This window comes from Pengzhenrongella sicca (assembly GCF_017569225.1).
Lineage (GTDB): Bacteria > Actinomycetota > Actinomycetes > Actinomycetales > Cellulomonadaceae > Pengzhenrongella > Pengzhenrongella sicca.
Genome location: NZ_CP071868.1, coordinates 1,159,844 through 1,175,764, shown reverse-complemented (window position 1 = coordinate 1,175,764; position 15,921 = coordinate 1,159,844). Strand labels below are relative to the sequence as shown.

The window sequence follows — 15,921 nt, the reverse complement described above, 5'->3', positions numbered from 1 at the left end:
GGATCGATGGGGCCGACGACGTCGTCACTATGGCAGACCGGTGTTCGCGCTGCTCACCGTAGCGATCACGGCAGGAGGACGCAGGCCCAAGCCCGGCGTAGTCGTGCCACGAACGAGTGAATCTCGGGCGTCCGAGCGGGGATCGCGGCGGGCCGTACCCCGCTGCCCGGCGACCAGGGCGCCGAGCGCGAGACCCATCCCGACGAGCTGCCAGCCGGAGAGCGACTGCGCGAGCACGAGCCAGCCCGCGGTCGCCGCGACGACGGGGCTGAGCAGCCCGAGGAAGGAGACGCTCGCGGCGGGCAACCGCTCGATGCCGCGGAACCACACCGCGTACCCGAAGGCGGTGTTGACGAGGCCGAGGTAGGCGAACCCGGCGACCTGCGCCGCGGTCACGGCGCCCGGCAGGCCCTCGACCGCGAGGAGGATCGGCACGAGCACGAGCCCGCCGAAGGTGAGCTGCCAGCCCGTGAAGGCCAGGAGCGGGACGGGCCGACCCCACCGCTTGGTCAGCACGACGCCGAGCGCCATCGCCGCCGCGGCGGCCAGGCCGGCGGCCAGGCCGAGCGCGTCGAGCCCGACGCTCGCACGCAGCACGAGCAGCGCGACGCCGACGACGCCGACGATGCCGGCGCAGACGGCCCGCACCGTGAGCCGCTCCCCCAGGATCAATGCGGACAGCCCCGCCACGATCAGCGGCTGGACGGCCCCGAGCGTCGCCGCGACGCCGCCGGGCAGCCGGTAGGCCGAGAAGAACAGGAGCGCGAAGAACACGCCGATGTTCAGCGTCCCGAGCACCGCCGCCCGCAGCCACCACGTCCCGTGCGGGAGCCGCCGCCCCCACGCGACGAGCAGCAGGCCCGCCGGGAGCGCGCGCAGCACCGACGCGAGCAGCGGCCGGTCCGGCGGGAGCCACTGGGTCGTCACGAGATAGGTCGTCCCCCAGGCGGCCGGGCCCAGGCCCGTCACCAGGATCGTCCAGCCGCGTCCGGTCGCGTTCATCCCCGCCTCCAAGGTCTCTTAGTAGTAAGATACTTACTTGCAAGCAAGTGTCAAGGAGGAGTGCATGGAAGACTTCGGGCATGGCTGACGACGGGGTAGACCGGATCCTCGAGCAGTGGGCGACCGAGCGCCCCGAACTCAAGACCGAGTCGATGGGCGTGTTCGGCCGGATCTACCGCATCGCGAGGGCCTCGGGAGACGCGATGACGGCCGCCTACGGCCAGTTCGGCATCACCCGGGCCGACTTCGACGTGCTCGCGACCCTGCGCCGGTCGGGCCCTCCGTTCGCGCTCGCGCCGTCGGCGCTCACGGCGTCGCTGATGCTCACGTCGGGCGGTCTCACGGGCCGGATCGACCGGCTCGAGCGAGCGGGGCTCGTCGCCCGGTCGCCCGCGCCGACCGACCGGCGGGGCCTGCTGGTCACGCTGACGGACCGCGGCCGCGAGATCGTCGACGACGCCGTCGTCGCCGGGCTCGCGGCGCAGGACCGGATGCTCGCCGCCCTGGCGCCCGCCCGGCGTCGGCAGCTCGACGACCTGCTGCGCGAGCTGCTCGGGGCCGTCAGCGCGTCCTGACCGGGCGCCGCTACGATCGAAAGGCTTCGATGACAACGGCGTACGGAGGCCCCGCGATGCAATCGATCACCCCGTTCCTCTGGTTCGATTCCCAAGCCGAAGAGGCCGCCGAGTTCTACGTGTCGATCTTCCCGAACTCGCGCGTGCGCAGCGTCTCCCGGTACGGGGAGGGCGCGCCGCAACCCGCCGGCACGGCGATGTCGGTGTCCTTCACGCTCGACGGGCTCGAGCTCCAGGGACTCAACGGGGGCCCGCGCTTCCCGTTCACCGAGGCGATCTCGTTCGTCGTCCCCGCGGCGACCCAGGACGAGATCGACCGGCTGTGGGACGCACTGACGAGCGACGGCGGCGAGCCGAGCCAGTGCGGCTGGCTCAAGGACAAGTACGGGCTCTCCTGGCAGATCGTGCCGCCCGTGCTGTTCGAGCTGCTCGCCGACCCGGACCCGGAGCGGTCCCAGCGGGTGATGCAGGCCATGCTGGGGATGCAGAAACTCGACATCGCCGCGCTCCGCGCCGCGCGCAACGGGGCCGTACCCGGCTGACGGCGAGGACAATGGGCTGCGTGACCGAGCAACCCGTAGCCGCGCCGGCCGCTGGCCCGCCCGCGCAGGAGCTGCGGGCCGACTGCGCGAGCTGCTTCGCGCTGTGCTGCGTCGTTCCCGCGTTCACCGCCTCGACCGACTTCGCGATCACGAAGCCGGCTGGCCGGCCCTGCCTGCACCTCGCCGGGGACTTCCGCTGCGGGATCCACACCCGCCTGCGCGAGCGAGGCTTCCGGGGGTGCACGGTCTACGACTGCTTCGGCGCGGGGCAGCAAGTCTCCCAGGTCACGTTCGGCGGGCACGACTGGCGGTCGGCGCCTGCCACCGCCCGGCAGATGTTCACCGTCTTTCCCGTGATGCGCGACCTGCACGAGCTGCTCTGGTACCTGACGCAGGCCCTGCCGCTCGCGCCCACGGGGTCGGCGCACGCCCGGCTGCGCGCCGACCTCGAGCGCGCGTTCGCGGCGATCACGGCGCTGACGCGGGGCGATCCCGCCGACGTCGCCGCCGTCGACGTGGACGCGCAACGCCAGGCGGTGAACCCGCTGCTCGTGCGCGCGAGCGCGCACGCTCGGGCCGCGGCCGGGCCGCGGCTGATCGACCACCGCGGCGCCGACCTCGCCGGCGCCCGGCTCCGCGGGGCCGACCTGCGCGGGGCCAGCCTGCGCGGCGCCCTGCTCATCGGCGCCGACCTCGCCGCGACGGACCTGCGGCTCGCGGACGTCACGGGTGCCGATCTGCGGGACGCCTGCCTCGACGGGGCGGACCTGAGCACGACCCTCTTCCTGCGGCAGTCCCAGCTGGACGCCGCCCGGGGCGACGCCGCGACGGTCCTGCCGCCCGGGCTCGCCCGGCCGGCGCACTGGCCCGCAGGCCTGACCTGATCAGTCGCCCGATCACCCGGGCCCGATCACTCGCCCGCGGGCCTGACCTGCTCAGTCGCCGGTCGCCCGCCGCGCCGTCACCAGCAGGTACTCCCAGTCGAGCACCATCCGGCCGGTGCCCGCGCCCCGGTCGTGCCGGGCGGCAAGGGCCGCCAGGTCGCGGTCGAGCGCCGCGACGCGCTCCGGATCGGCAGCGATCGCCCGGTACACGGCGATGGTCGGGCCGTAGCGCGCCTTGAAGTACTCCCGGAACGCCGCGGGCTCGGCGAAGTGGTCGACCCGCACGCTGGCCGTGCGGACCTCGAGGTCCGTGACCCGGTCGCCCAGGAGTCCCCGCACGTGCTCGGCGTCGCCCCACAGCGGCGGGGGCTGCGCGCCGGGCGGCGGCGGCGGCGCGTAGGGCTTCATCGCCGCGAACATCTGCCCGATGAACCCGCCCGGGGTCCAGCTGAGCAGGGAGATCGTGCCGCCGGGGCGACACACCCGGACCAGCTCGTCGGCGCTCGCCTGGTGGTGCGGGGCGAACATGACCCCGACGCAGGACAGCACCCGGTCGAACTCGCCGGCCGCGAACGGCAGCGCCTCGGCGTCGGCCTCGCGCCAGGTCACCGCGGCCCCGCGCTCCGCCGCGCGGCGCCGCCCGGCCTCGAACAGCTCGGGAGTCAGGTCCGACGCCACCACGGTCGCGCCCGTCAACGCGGCCGGGATCGCCGCGTTCCCCGCCCCGGCCGCCACGTCGAGCACCCGGTCGCCCGCTCGGGTCCCGCTGGCCTCGACCAGGGCGCGGCCGAGGCCCCCGATCAGGTCGGCCGCGAGCTGCGGGTAGTCGCCCAGTGCCCACATCGCGCGGAGCCGGGCCTTCAACGCGCGGTCGGCCTCGACCGCGTCCAGTACCTCAGTCATGTCGATCTCCTTCGTCACACCAGCGTGGATGCCTCGCACGGCGGGCTGGCCCATGCTGGGACCCGCCCGTGCTCCTTCATCGGCGATGCTCGCGCCCGGCCGTGTGCGCGTTCGTGTGACGCAGGCCCGCTACGCGGGCAGCCCGGCTGCGGCCGCGAGCGCCGGGTTGTCGAGGCCGGCGAGCAGCACCGCCGCGAGCTCCGCGGCGCCGGCCTGGCCGAGGTCGCTGCGGTGCAGCGCCGCGCGCGCGACCAGCTCGCGCATCCCCCGCCGGGAGGCGAACTCCTCGAGCTCGTCGACCCACCCGGCGGCGCCCGCCAGCTCGCGCCGCACCGCGAACCGGCACAGCGCGTCGAGGCAGTGGCCCTCCACCCAGTTGTGGGTGACGCGTTGGCGGCGGCAGGCCGCCGGGGCATCGATCAGGAGCTCGAGCGCGAGGGCGTCGTCGCCGGTCGCGGCCGCGAGCAGGCCGCGTCCGCGCAGCGAGTACGACTCCCAGCACGGGTCGCCGACCTGGCAAGCGAGCGCGTAGGACCCGTCGAGCGCGTCGGCGGCCGCCGCCAGGTCGCCGCGCCGCATCGTCAGCTCGGCGCGCAGCGCGCGCGGGAACGGCAGGAAGGAGGTCCAGGCCAGGTCGTCGGCGGTCGAGCATGCCAGGTCGAGCGAGCGCCCGGCCTCGTCGAGCTCGCCCCGCAGCAGCCGGAGGCGGCCCATGGCCGTGAGCGCGTAGGCCAGGGCCCGCGGATCGTCGGCCGACCGCGCCGCGTCGGCGGCGCCCTCCAGCGTCGCGACGGCCCGGGGGTAGTCCCCCTGGTCGGTCCGCCCGATCCCGGCGTACACCCCGACCCACGCGAGCACCCGCGGGTCGGGTCCGGCGAGCTCGGCGGCCCGCTCGAGCCACACCTCCATCCGCGGGTAGTGCGCCCGCAGCAGCTCGACGTGCCCGATCTCGAGCCCCGCCCGGGCCGCCACGGCCCGGTCTCCCCCGTCCGTCGCCAGCACGACGGCCTCGTGCAGCACGGACACCGCCTCCTCGTCGCTCCCGCGCACGCCGCGCACGAGCACCCCGCCGAGCTCCCCGAGCGACCGGGCGAGCAGCGGGGCGTCGTCGCGCGCCCGGGCCCCGTCGACGGCCGACCGCAGGAGCTCGACCGCGCGCTCGTAGGCACCCACGTGCGCGGCCGCCGCCCCGCCCTCGATGGCGGCGTCGACGGCGGCCGCGGTGCGCGGAGGCGCGGCTACCCCGCGCCGGCGCAGGGCGTCGTCGAGCGCCGGCGACGGCGCGATGCCCAGCTCGCGCGCGAAGAGCACGCGGCACTCGTGCACGCGCGCGAGCGCGGCGGCGCGGTCACCCCGGGCGACGAGCGCGCGCACGAGCAGCTCGTGGCTGCGCTCGGTGAGGGGGTCGGCCGCGACGAGGCGCCCGGCGAGGTCGACGGCGGCGGCGACGTCGCCGCGCGCGAGCCGGCTGTGCGCGGCCTCCTGCCAGATCGCGGTCGTCTGGCCAGCGACCCGGCGGCGCTCGGTGGAGAGCCAGAGCTCGAACGCCGGCCCGACCCGCGGCGACACCCCCTCGAGCAGGCCACCGCCGAACCCGGGCAGGCGCAGCGCCTCGACCCAGGAGCCGTGCGCGACGACGTCGACGTCGACGAGCGTGCCCGGGTTCGGCGCGAACCGGAGCGGGTCGCCGCTGACCTCGGCGGCGCCCGCGAGGGCCCGCCGCACCTGGGACAGGCTCCACCGCAGCGCGGCGGCAGGGTCCTCCGCCTCCTCGAACAGCAGGTCCATGAGCCGCGATCGCGGTACGGCTCCCGGGGTGAGCGCGAGATAGGCGAGCAGGGCCCACGCTTTGCTCCCGCGCGGCGGCGCGACCGGCAGGCCCGCCCGCTCGACCGAGGGCGACCCCAGCAGATTGATCCGAGCGACCATCGGCGACCTCCGCGTGCTAGCGCGACCGGCGGCGCGGCCGGTTCCCGCGCGTCGTCAGCCATCGTCGCACCGCCGCCGCGCCAACGGGCGCCCTCGGGTGCCGATGGGTGACGACGACGCCGGCGCGGTCAGGTCGCAGCAGGCCCGGGCGGCCCGGCGGGCTCGGGCGGCCCGGCGAGCCCGGACGGCCCGGCGAGCCCGGCAACCGTGGCCAGCCCGTCGCGGACGTCGGCGGCGAGCCGGCCGGCCAGCCCGGCGGTCTGCGGGGCGCACATCACTGTCACGACCACCCGCCCGCCGCAGGACAGCGCGGCGGCGACCGTCGCGACGTTGCCGACCAGTGTCGCGATGGGCACCGCGCGCGTGACCCGGCGACCCAGCACGTGGGGCGCCTCGGCAGGCCCGCGCATGTTCGTCAGCAGCGTGGTGATCGACCGCTGCCGCTCGACGAGCGTGCGGTACAGCCCCACTGCGCCGACGGCGCGAAACACCTGCGCGGCGAGCCACCAGGAGCTGCCGGTGATGCGGGCCTTGCGCCGCCGCGTGTCGGCCGCGAGCGCACGCAGATCCTGCGCCGCCGACTCCCCCGGGGCCGGGACGGGGATGAGCACGGTGCCGACCCGGTTCTCGATCGCCGCCGACGCGACGGTCACCGGGCACGACACGACGACGGGCGCCGGCGCGGTCCCGGCCGCGGCCAGCTGCAGGTGCACCGCGCGCGCCCACGCCCACAGCAGGGCGTCGTTGACCGTGGCCCCGCAGGCGCGGGCCCCGCCGGCCAGCGGCGCGAGGTCGACCTCGACGACCCGGAGCGTGTACCCGGCGGTGATCGGCTGGTTCAGCCGTGACGCGGGCACCCGGACCCCCGTCGAGGTCCGCACCTCGCGCAGCTCGAGCAGCCGCCGCGGCAGGCCCGCGACCGCGCCGCGGCCGGGGACCCGCGCGCGCCACGCCTCGAACGTCAGCGCCCGCCGCGCGGGAACGCTGTCCGCGGGCGCCGCCGGACCCGCCGGACCCGCCGGACCCGCCGGACCCGCCGGACCCGCCGCAAGCGGCTCCGGGGCGGTGCCCTCCTGCAGCACCGCGAGCACCGCGCGCAGCACGCTGGGGCCGTCGGCGAGCGCGTGATGGCTCGACCACACGAGCGCCGAGCTGCCCCGGGCGGGCAGGTCGATCACGGTGAGCGTCCACCACGGCCGCGCGGGGTCGAGCGGCTCGGCAAGGATCGCCGCGGCGACCTCGAGCAGGTCGGCGGCCGCGGCGGTCCGCGCGCGCACGTGGTGGTCCAGGTCCACCGCGACCCGCTGCCACAGCGGGCGGCCCGCCCCGGCAGGCACCCGCCGCAGGCGCTGGGTCAGCCGCGGCGCCAGTGGCAGCCGGGCGCCGACGACGGCGCGCACGGCGGCGACGTCCGGCGCCGGGCCCTCGAGCTCGAGCAGCACGCCGATGGTGCGGGGGTTGGGCCCGACGTCCGCGGCGAGCTCGGCCAGGTCGAAGACGCTCATCCGCGTGGGCACGCGCCCAGTATCGCGCCGGCGGGGAACCCGCCGAACCACCGTGACCTGCGCCGACGGCCGCCGCTACCTGACTAGGGTTTCGATCGGGCCCACTCGTGCGGCCACCACCTCGAGGTGCAAGGGGATCGATCGCCAATGACTATCCACGGCCCGCTGTTCACGGACTTCCAGGAGAACACGTCCCCGGACCCGTTCTCGCTCCAGAACAAGAAGCTGCTCAAGATCCAGATGGGCTTTGGCCCGGTGTGGGCTCGATCGGGCTCGATGGTCGCCTACCAGGGTGACGTCAAGTTCGAGAACAAGGGTTCGGGCGGGCTCGGGCGGATGCTCAAGTCGGCGGCCACCGGCGAGGGCGTCGACCTGATGCAGTGCTCGGGCCAGGGCGAGCTGTTCGTGGCGCACCGGGCGGAGGAGGTTCAGATCATGTATCTGGAGAACGACTCCATCTCGGTCAACGGCAACAACGTGCTCGCCTTCTCGTCCTCGATCGGCTGGGACATCAACCGGATCCACGCGCGCGGCGCGGCCATGACCGGCGGCCTGTACAACGTGTCCCTGCACGGGACGGGCTACGTCGCCATCACGACCGAGGGCGAGCCGGTCGCCCTCGACGTCGCGACGGCGCCGACGTTCGGCGATGCGCAGGCCGTGGTGCTGTGGACCGCCGGCGTGACGATGGACATCCGGATCGACACCGGAGGCCTCAAGTCGATGCTCCGCGGCGGCAGCGGGGAGACGTTCCAGATGGCGTTCGGAGGCCAGGGGTACGTGCTGGTCCAGCCGAGCGAGTCGGTGCTTCAGGGCGGGACAGAGAGCAGCGGCGGCGGTCTCGGCGGGATCTTCAACGGCTGACGGGGCTAGCCGGGGCTAGCCGGAGGTCCGTTCGAGGAGCGTGAGGGCCTCGTAGTGGTCCGTCTGCGGGAACATGTCGAGCAGCCGGGCCTGGCGCGGCCGGAGCGACGGCATCGCCGCAAGGTCACGCGCGAGCGAGCCGGCGTGGCAGCTGGAGTAGATGACGTGCCGCACCGACGACGCCTCGAGCCAGCGGCAGAGCTCAGGCCCCAGCCCGCGCCGCGGCGGGTTGACGATCACGAGCGCGGGCGCCTCGCGCGCCCCGAGCGCGAACGCCGTGGCGTCGTCGGCGCGGAACGTCACCCGCGGCACGCGCGCCTCGCGCGCGCTCAACTGCGCGCTGGCGATCGCCTCACGGCTGCTCTCGATGCCGACGACGTCGCGGCCCGGCTCGGCGCAGTGCAGCGCGAAACCGCCGACGCCGCAGTACAGGTCCCAGACCGACGCGGGCGACCGCTCGGCCACCCAGGCCGCCGCCTGCCGGTACAGCGCCGCGGCGACCTCGGTGTTCGTCTGGAAGAAGCTCTGCGGTCGCAGGTGCAGGTCGATGCCGTTGACCCGCATGCGCAAGGTCTCCTGCGCGGTGAGCAGGATCTCGCGCGACCCCTCCAGCACGGCCTTGTGCTCGGGGAGCAGGTTGACCGATGCGACCGCGAGCCGCGGCAGGTCGGCGCGCAGCGCGGCCAGGTGCTTGCGGATCCGGGCGACCGGCTCCTGCGATCGCAGGACGAACCGCACCATGAGCTCGCCGTCGGGCGACCGGGTGACGATGAGGTGCTTGAGCTCGCCGCGGCGTGCCGGGACGTCGTACGGCACGATCCCCGCTCGCGCGATGAACGCGGCGAGCGGCCCGAACGCCTCCTGCAGGCCGGCCGGGTACAGGCCGCACGCGCTGAGGTCGACGCCGCGCCCGCCGGCGTCCAGGATCCCGAGCGTCGGCTCGTCGGCAATGCCGCCGACGACCATCTTCGCCTTGTTCCGGAACCCCGACTCGGCGCTCGCGACCGGCGGCAGCCAGTGCAGACCCGGCCGGCCGCCGAGCGCAAGCTCGAGGTGCCGCTGCTTGGCCGCGAGCTGGGCGTCGTACGGCTGCTCCATCAGCGCGCAGGAGCGGCAGCGCTCCGCGGTGAAGTAGGAGCAGTGCATGCGCGCGAGCGTACGTCAGGGGCCGGTGGGGACCTCCGTGGCGCTCGCGCCGGGTCGGGCCGCGTCGAGGAGGTCGAGGCCGAAGTCGAGGTGGGGCACGACCCCACCGGGACGCTATGGCCCGTTCTGCCCGGGAATCGCCCCGTCTGCGCCGGTTCACCACGCCGGGCCCGTGCCGACCCCGCGCGTAGCCTCGATGCATGTCAGCGCAGCCCCGCGACACGGGCGCACGGCGGGCCGCGGGCGCGGTGGCGGACCCCCGCCGCCCGAGCGTTCCCCAGCGGCTCGAGCGGCTCGAGCCGCTGACCTGCCTCGCGCTCGCGGTGCACGCCCTCGCGGTGCAGGTCCAGGCCACGGACGGCCTGATCACGCCGATCACCGGCGCCGCGGCGGTGCTGACGGGACTGGGCGTCGCCGGGCTGTGCGGGTGGCGGTCGCCGACGAGCGTCGCCGCGCGCGCCGCGACGATCATCGTGCTCGGCTACCTCCTGATGGCCCTCGGCGACGAGGGCAGCGGCTACGTTCTGCTGTGGTTCTTCGTCGTCGTCGCCGTCTACCCCCTCGTGCTCACGCCGCGGGCCGGGCGGCTGGTCGCCGTCGTCGTGCCGGTCGTCTACCTCCTGCTCGTGCCGCTCGACGCAGCGGACGGACCCGCGCCGGTCGCGCTCGTGCGCGCCTTCTCGCTCGGGCTCATCGCGGCGTTCGTCCACGCCGCGGCGACGGCGTACCGCGCCGCCGTCGCGGACCGGGACCGGGTGCTCGCGCTGCTCGACACCTTCGTCGACGCCGCGCCGGTCGGGCTGGGGTTCTGGGGCCCCGACCTGCGGTACCGCCGGCTCAACGTCGCGATGGCCGCGCTGACAGGGCTCCCCGTCGCCGGGCACCTCGGCCTGACGGCGGCCGAGGTCACCCGCGCGACACCCGCCCTCGCGCTCAACCTGCGGCGGGTGCTGCGCTCTGGCCTGCCGGTCGACGGCGTCGAGCTCACCGCCGACGGGCGCGAGTGGACGTCCAGCTACTTCCCCGTGCGCCTCGGCGGGATGACGATCGGCGTCGGCGCCGCGCTCATCGACATCACCGATCAGCGCCAGTCCGCGCGTGCCCTCGACCGCTCGGGCACGCACGACGCCCTCACGGGGTTGCCGAACCGGGTGCTGTTCCGCGACCGGCTCGAGGTCGCCCTCGCGCTGGCGACGCGGACGGGCGCCGTGGTGGCGGTGCTGTTCTGCGACGTCGACCGGTTCAAGGTCATCAACGACTCGCTCGGCCACGCAGCGGGGGACGACCTGCTGCGCGCGACGGCCGACCGGCTCGCGGCGGTGATCCGGCCGGGCGACACCCTCGCCCGCCTGGGCGGCGACGAGTTCGCGGTGCTGTGCGCCTCGGTCACGGACGTGGCCGAGGCGGTGGCAGTCGGCGAGCGCGCGTGCGCCGTCCTGCGCGAACCGCTCCGGGCCGGCGAGCGCCTCGTCACGTCGACGCTGTCCGTCGGGGTCACGATCTGCCTGCCCGGCGAGCAGGACGCCACGGAGCTGCTGCGCGACGCCGACGTCGCGATGTACCAGGCGAAGGATGCCGGGCGCGACGGGGTCGCAGTCTTCGACCCCCGGCTCCGGTCCAGCGCGCACGAGCGGTTCGAGCTGCACGGCGCCCTGCGCCGGGCCGTCAGCGAGGGCGAGATCACGGTCGCGTACCAGCCGGTGCTCGCGCTCGCCGGGCCGGCCGACGCCGGTGAGCTGGGTCCGGGCGCGGTCGTCGGGTTCGAAGCCCTGGCGCGGTGGCACCGGCCGGGGCACGGAGACGTCTCCCCGGCGGTGTTCATCCCGCTGGCGGAGGACCTCGGCCTGATCCACGCACTCGGCGACCAGGTGCTGCGCGCCGCGTGCGCGGCCGTCCGCACGTGGCGGGACGAGACCGGCCGGCCGCTGACCGTCGCGGTCAACCTCTCGGCGCTCCAGCTCGCGGAGGCCGCCTGCGTCGACAGGGTCGTGGCCGCGCTGGCCGACACCGGGCTACCCGCCGACGCGCTCCAGCTCGAGATCACCGAGAGCGTGCTGATGTCGGACGTCGAGCACAGCACGGGCCAGCTCGCCGCACTGCGGGTGCTCGGCCTGCGGGTCGCGATCGACGACTTCGGCACCGGGTACAGCTCGCTCGCCTACCTGCGAGACCTGCCGATCGACATCCTCAAGATCGACCAGTCCTTCACCCGCCGCCTGCCCGGCGACGGGGAGATGCTGGACCTCATCGTCAGGCTCGCGCGCGCGATCGGCGCGACCACCGTCGTCGAGGGCGTCGAGACCCGCGAGCAGCTGGAGACCGTGACGCGGCTCGGCTGCGACGAGGCGCAGGGGTACTACCTGAGCCGCCCGCTCGGGGCCGACGCGGCGGCCGCCTACGTCCACGCGCTGCGCGCCGCGCCGAGGATCGGGTAGCGCGCCACCGGGCGCGGCGTGCCCCGCTCCCCTACGCTCACGACATCCCGTCGTCCCCGTCCCGTCGTCCGTCGCCCGCCGCCCGTCGCCCGTCGCCCACCGCCCGTCGCCCACCGCAGGTTCGGAGCAGCTGTGCCCCTTCGCGTCACGCAGGACTCGACCAAGATCGGCTACGTCGTCCTCTGGTACTTCGCCGGTTTCGTCGGCCTGCTGAGCGTCGGCATCGCGTGGGGCACGACCGCGGTGTCCGCCGCCGGTCTGGTCGCCAGCGTCCTGGCGGTGGGCATCGCCGTGCGAGTGTTCCGGGGCGACGGCGAGCCGGTCGCGCCGCCGCGCGCGTGGTGGCGTATGACGGCACGGCCCACGTCCGGCTTCGTCTTCGCGGCCCTGTTCGGCGCGCAGGCGGTCAGCACCGCCGTCGCCGCGCGTGCGGACGGCGACGGGTGGCTCATCCTGTCCGCGGCCATCAGCCTGCTGATCGGCGCGATGTTCCTGCAGTCGTCCCTCCGTCTGCGCGCGCGCACCGACCGGACGGCCACCTCGGTACCCTGAGGGCGTGACCGCACCCCTGCCGCCCTGTCCCGAGTGCTCGAGCGAGTACACCTACGAGATGGGCGAGCTGCTCGTCTGCCCGGAGTGCGCCCACGAGTGGGTGGCCGGCCCCGACGACGCGACGCAGCCCGGCGCGGAGCCGGACGGCGTCGTCAAGGACGCGGTCGGCAACGTCCTGGCCGACGGCGACACCGTCACCATCGTCAAGAGCCTCAAGCTCAAGGGCAACCCGACCCAGATCAAGGCGGGCACCAAGGTGCGCAACATCCGCCTCGTCGACGGGATCGACGGCCACAACATCGACTGCAAGATCGACGGGTTCGGCGCGATGCAGCTCAAGTCCTCCGTCGTGAAGAAGGTCTGAGGCGGCTCCATGCCCCTGACCCTGTACCTGGTGCGTCATGGCCGGACTCGCCACAACGAGGCTGGCCTGCTCCAGGGCTGGTGCGACTCGCCCCTGACCGACGACGGCGTCGCCGGCGTCGCCGCGACGGGTCGGCACCTGCGCGCCGTGCCGTTCACCGCCGCGTACGCGAGCCCGTCGCCACGGGCGGTCACGACCGCGGCACGCCTCCTCGAGCACCATCCACTGATCGAGCTCGCGACCAACCCGGGCCTGCGCGAGTTCAGCTTCGGCGACTTCGAGGCCCGACCGGAGATCGAGCTCTACGCCGCCGTCGACCCGCTCGAGATGTTCCGAGACGTCTTCCGCGGGACGTTCGCCGGGCTGCCCGGGGGCGAGCCGGGCGGCGTCTACCTCGACCGGGTGAGCAGCGCATTCGCCGCGATCGAGGCCGCGCACGCCGGCGGCGGCCCGGTCCTGGTCGTCAGCCACGGGGTCACGCTCCTCGCGTACCTCGCCACGATCGGTGTGCCCACCGTCCGGCCCCTCGCCAACGCCAGCGTCACCACGGTCGACATCCACCCGGGCGGGCGCCGGATCGTGACCTCTCTCGGTGTCGCACCGGCCGCGCCCGTCGCCACGCCCGGCTAGAAGGGCGGATCGCGGCCCAAAAGGGTGGATCGCGGTTCAGAAGGGTGGGTCGTCGGGCTGGGGTTCGTGGAGCCAGGGCCGGTCGGGTGGCGGCGGGTCAGGGTTAACCTCGGTGGCCGGTCGCTTGTAGCGGTGTCTGGTTGGTGAGGTCCACCACGTGTCGGCCGTGCGGGCGTCGAGGTCGGGGTGCCAGCCGCCGTAGGTCTTGGCCCGGTGATGGTGGCGACACAGCGAGTGCAGGTTCTCCGCGCAGGTCTGCCCGCCGAGGTCGGGGTGGTCGTGGTCGTAGGGGTCGCGGTGGTCCAGGTCGCACCGCCACGCGGGCATCCGGCACCCCACGAACGTGCACGTTGTGTCTCGGGCCAGGACGGTTCCGGTCAGGTCGGCGCCGGGCCGGTACCCGCGCGGCCCGATCCCCGTCACACACCCGGTGGCGGGGTCGGTGAAGATCCGCCGCCACGTCGCGTCCGCCGCGATCGCCCGGACCAGGTCCGCCGGGATCGGCCCGTACCCGGCCAGCTCCCCGGGCACCTCATCCAACCCCAACAACGTGGTCGCGGCGGCGGTCACCTGCAGGTGCGGGCGACGCCCCTGCTCCGTCTTCAAGCTTCCGCCCGGCAGCGCGCTCGTGGGGGCGATGCCGTTGTCGAGGATGTCGGTGCAGAGGTCGGTCAGGGCGTCCGCGCGCCGCGCCGCCACCCCGCGTGGGTCGGCGGGGTCGGCGGACGCGGCGATCGCGTCGATCGCGGTGAACACGGTCATCGCGTCCTTGGCGGGTAGGTACGCGGTCAACCACGCCATCACCCCCGGCGCCGGGCTGACCCGCACATACCTGTCCGCGGCGTCGCGGGCGCGCCGCTCAGCGACGGCGGCCGGGTTCACGGTCAGCTCGACCTTGCGCAGGCGCGCCTTCAACGCCGGCACCGTCAATCCCGGTGCGACCGGCAGCACCTTGTCCAGGACGGCGGCTGCGGCGTCGTCGTCGAGGTGCCCGACGCCGTCGACCAGGGCGGTGGCCTTGCGGTGATCGATCACCCCGGATGCGAGCGCCTCATTCACCGCGGGCCACGCCGCCAGTGAGGTCCCGAGGCTGACCTTTGCCTCCGCCACCGACCGGGTCATCACCAGCACCGACGCGACCTCGTCACCCACGAACTCCGACAGCCGCTGCGCGTCCCGGCGGCGGGCGAGCTCGGCGATCATCTCGCCTTGCCGCGCCGCAGCGAGTGAGGTGACGCGTTCCCAGGCGGCGATCGCCTCGATCAACACCGCGTCATGCACATCCGACGGGCACAGGCCCTCGAGCAGGTCCACCAGCGGTGAGCCGGGCGCCTGGTCCATCAACGCGGCGGCCAACGCGATTTGATCGATCGGCCCCGCTATGCAGGACCCCGCGGCCGCGGCCTGCGCCAACGCCGCCCCCGCCTCGGCCATCACCCGCCCGAGCAACAGCCCGAACGTCACATCCACTGAGACCGAGGTGGCGCCCGCGACCGCCGGCCCGGCCCCCGCCGGGGCCCCCGTTACCTCGTCATCGCTCGCTTCGAACATGTGTACAGACTAGGACGGACCACCCACACGCACCCCACCCCGAAACCCGACCTGTGCACAGACCCGCAACCGGTGCACCGACTCACCCGTGGAATCAGGCATCGAGCCGGCCCGGAGCTCACAGCGGTCCAACAGAAATCACCCAGTCTGCCGGGGAATCGAGCCACATCCCGGCCGGGCGGCGGCCATGATCAGGACCTCGGCGCACCCCGCGCGCCCCACACCCGAGGAGAGCGCCGTGCGCTTCCACGTCCCGCCACGCTGGCCTACGCCTCCCGCCGACTGGGCTCCCGAGCCCGGGTGGATGCCCAACGAGGCGGCCCCGCTGCCGACCGAGGACTGGCACTACTGGCTGTCCGAGGACGGCCGGCCGATGGCGGTCCTCAACACGCAGGTGCCCCCGTGGGACCCACGGGCGGTCGTCGCCGCAGCGCCGCAAGGCGCCGTCGTCGCGCGCGAGGCATCGTTCTCCGCAGCCCCCGAGCCGTTCGGCGGACCCGCGGTCGCCCCTGAGCACGCCGCCGAGGTCGCAACCGCGCAGCGCCAGGCGCTGCTGACGTTCGGCGCCGGCGTGGCGTGCTTCGTCATCGGCGCCGGATCGTCGATCGTCGCGTCCCAGTCGTCCGGCGGCGGCGTCATCTGGACCGGCGGGGTGCTCTTCGGCGTGGTCCTGTTCTGGCGGGCGTGGCGCCTGCACCGGGCCGCCCACGAGTACGGGGGCACGCCGTCGTCGCTCGCGAAGCTCGTCGTCGGCGTCGGCGCGGTCGCCTGCCTTGGCCTCGGCGGCACGGCCCTGTTCCAGTACTTCGCCCCAACCGAGATCGGCGGCGCGGCGGGCAGCTGCTGGAACGACTCCGAGGGCGGCATGCTCCAGGAGGTCTCCTGCGGCGCCGACCACACCTACAAGGTCGCCTCGTGGGTGACCGATCCCGACACGTGCCCACTGTCGTCGGAGTTCTACGTCGAGGTCGAGGACACCGACGCGAACTTCGATTGCCTCACCGAGGACGCCTAGCCCGGGCCGGCGCGCGCGCCGCTG

The 15,921-nt window shown here is 74.8% G+C and carries 15 protein-coding genes; 9 read left to right on the top strand and 6 right to left on the bottom strand.

All coding sequences use genetic code 11. From position 1 onward, the window contains the following. Positions 1-27 precede the first annotated feature (27 nt). Complete coding sequence (locus J4E96_RS05245) at positions 28-1,002, bottom strand: EamA family transporter (protein ID WP_227424724.1); 975 nt, start codon at positions 1,000-1,002, stop codon at positions 28-30. An 80-nt stretch (positions 1,003-1,082) separates the two neighbouring features. Here J4E96_RS05245 and J4E96_RS05240 point away from each other — a divergent pair, with 80 nt between their 5' ends. The 3 genes from J4E96_RS05240 to J4E96_RS05230 are packed head-to-tail and all read left to right on the top strand — an operon-like array spanning position 1,083 to position 3,003. Beyond that, positions 1,083-1,577, top strand: a complete 495-nt coding sequence (locus tag J4E96_RS05240) for a MarR family winged helix-turn-helix transcriptional regulator (protein WP_227424723.1) — start codon at positions 1,083-1,085, stop codon at positions 1,575-1,577. Positions 1,578-1,633: 56 nt separating this feature from the next. Then, entirely contained in the window at positions 1,634-2,119 is a 486-nt protein-coding gene (locus J4E96_RS05235; RefSeq protein ID WP_227424722.1) for a VOC family protein, read from the top strand. A 20-nt stretch (positions 2,120-2,139) separates the two neighbouring features. Beyond that, positions 2,140-3,003, top strand: coding sequence for a pentapeptide repeat-containing protein (locus tag J4E96_RS05230; RefSeq protein ID WP_227424721.1), 864 nt, complete (start codon positions 2,140-2,142; stop codon positions 3,001-3,003). Between the two features lie 51 nt (positions 3,004-3,054). Here the strand turns inward: J4E96_RS05230 and J4E96_RS05225 are convergent, their stop codons facing one another. The 3 genes from J4E96_RS05225 to J4E96_RS05215 form a co-directional block, all read right to left on the bottom strand. Then, entirely contained in the window at positions 3,055-3,906 is an 852-nt protein-coding gene (locus J4E96_RS05225; RefSeq protein ID WP_227424720.1) for a class I SAM-dependent methyltransferase, read from the bottom strand. 129 nt (positions 3,907-4,035) lie between these two features. Beyond that, entirely contained in the window at positions 4,036-5,835 is a 1,800-nt protein-coding gene (locus J4E96_RS05220; protein ID WP_227424719.1) for an AfsR/SARP family transcriptional regulator, read from the bottom strand. A gap of 128 nt (positions 5,836-5,963) precedes the next feature. Continuing rightward, entirely contained in the window at positions 5,964-7,352 is a 1,389-nt protein-coding gene (locus tag J4E96_RS05215; protein WP_227424718.1) for a wax ester/triacylglycerol synthase domain-containing protein, read from the bottom strand. A 135-nt stretch (positions 7,353-7,487) separates the two neighbouring features. Between J4E96_RS05215 and J4E96_RS05210 the strand changes: the two genes are divergently transcribed. Continuing rightward, complete coding sequence (locus J4E96_RS05210) at positions 7,488-8,204, top strand: AIM24 family protein (RefSeq protein ID WP_227424717.1); 717 nt, start codon at positions 7,488-7,490, stop codon at positions 8,202-8,204. A gap of 15 nt (positions 8,205-8,219) precedes the next feature. Here J4E96_RS05210 and rlmC read toward each other — a convergent pair whose 3' ends face one another. Further along, positions 8,220-9,350: a 23S rRNA (uracil(747)-C(5))-methyltransferase RlmC gene (rlmC, locus tag J4E96_RS05205; protein WP_227424716.1), complete on the bottom strand. Its 1,131-nt coding sequence runs from the start codon at positions 9,348-9,350 to the stop codon at positions 8,220-8,222. 200 nt (positions 9,351-9,550) lie between these two features. Here rlmC and J4E96_RS05200 point away from each other — a divergent pair, with 200 nt between their 5' ends. From J4E96_RS05200 to J4E96_RS05185, 4 genes are all read left to right on the top strand, one after another. Next, on the top strand, positions 9,551-11,785 hold the full coding sequence (locus tag J4E96_RS05200) for a putative bifunctional diguanylate cyclase/phosphodiesterase (protein WP_227424715.1): 2,235 nt from the start codon (positions 9,551-9,553) through the stop codon (positions 11,783-11,785). Between the two features lie 132 nt (positions 11,786-11,917). Continuing rightward, positions 11,918-12,337 carry a hypothetical protein gene (locus tag J4E96_RS05195; protein WP_227424714.1) on the top strand — a complete coding sequence of 140 codons (420 nt, stop codon included), beginning with the start codon at positions 11,918-11,920 and terminating at the stop codon, positions 12,335-12,337. A 4-nt stretch (positions 12,338-12,341) separates the two neighbouring features. Next, positions 12,342-12,701, top strand: coding sequence for a zinc ribbon domain-containing protein YjdM (locus J4E96_RS05190; RefSeq protein ID WP_227424713.1), 360 nt, complete (start codon positions 12,342-12,344; stop codon positions 12,699-12,701). A 9-nt stretch (positions 12,702-12,710) separates the two neighbouring features. After that, positions 12,711-13,331 (top strand): histidine phosphatase family protein, encoded by a 621-nt coding sequence (locus J4E96_RS05185; RefSeq protein ID WP_227424712.1) that lies wholly within the window; start codon positions 12,711-12,713, stop codon positions 13,329-13,331. A 36-nt stretch (positions 13,332-13,367) separates the two neighbouring features. On the opposite strand, the gene J4E96_RS05180 is transcribed toward J4E96_RS05185, so the two are convergent. Beyond that, positions 13,368-14,882, bottom strand: coding sequence for an HNH endonuclease signature motif containing protein (locus tag J4E96_RS05180; RefSeq protein WP_227424711.1), 1,515 nt, complete (start codon positions 14,880-14,882; stop codon positions 13,368-13,370). Positions 14,883-15,186: 304 nt separating this feature from the next. On the opposite strand from J4E96_RS05180, the gene J4E96_RS05175 reads away from it, so the two are divergent. Then, positions 15,187-15,897 (top strand): hypothetical protein, encoded by a 711-nt coding sequence (locus J4E96_RS05175; protein WP_227424710.1) that lies wholly within the window; start codon positions 15,187-15,189, stop codon positions 15,895-15,897. The last annotated feature ends 24 nt before the right edge of the window (positions 15,898-15,921 follow it).

Bases quoted from the DNA above. Each gene is read 5' to 3' on its own strand.
- J4E96_RS05245 (WP_227424724.1), bottom strand. From the start codon at position 1,002: ATGAACGCGACCGGACGCGGCTGGACGATCCTGGTGACGGGCCTGGGC.
- J4E96_RS05240 (WP_227424723.1), top strand. From the start codon at position 1,083: ATGGCTGACGACGGGGTAGACCGGATCCTCGAGCAGTGGGCGACCGAG.
- J4E96_RS05235 (WP_227424722.1), top strand. From the start codon at position 1,634: ATGCAATCGATCACCCCGTTCCTCTGGTTCGATTCCCAAGCCGAAGAG.
- J4E96_RS05225 (WP_227424720.1), bottom strand. From the start codon at position 3,906: ATGACTGAGGTACTGGACGCGGTCGAGGCCGACCGCGCGTTGAAGGCC.
- J4E96_RS05220 (WP_227424719.1), bottom strand. From the start codon at position 5,835: ATGGTCGCTCGGATCAATCTGCTGGGGTCGCCCTCGGTCGAGCGGGCG.
- J4E96_RS05210 (WP_227424717.1), top strand. From the start codon at position 7,488: ATGACTATCCACGGCCCGCTGTTCACGGACTTCCAGGAGAACACGTCC.
- rlmC (WP_227424716.1), bottom strand. From the start codon at position 9,350: ATGCACTGCTCCTACTTCACCGCGGAGCGCTGCCGCTCCTGCGCGCTG.
- J4E96_RS05200 (WP_227424715.1), top strand. From the start codon at position 9,551: ATGTCAGCGCAGCCCCGCGACACGGGCGCACGGCGGGCCGCGGGCGCG.
- J4E96_RS05185 (WP_227424712.1), top strand. From the start codon at position 12,711: ATGCCCCTGACCCTGTACCTGGTGCGTCATGGCCGGACTCGCCACAAC.
- J4E96_RS05180 (WP_227424711.1), bottom strand. From the start codon at position 14,882: ATGTTCGAAGCGAGCGATGACGAGGTAACGGGGGCCCCGGCGGGGGCC.
- J4E96_RS05175 (WP_227424710.1), top strand. From the start codon at position 15,187: ATGCCCAACGAGGCGGCCCCGCTGCCGACCGAGGACTGGCACTACTGG.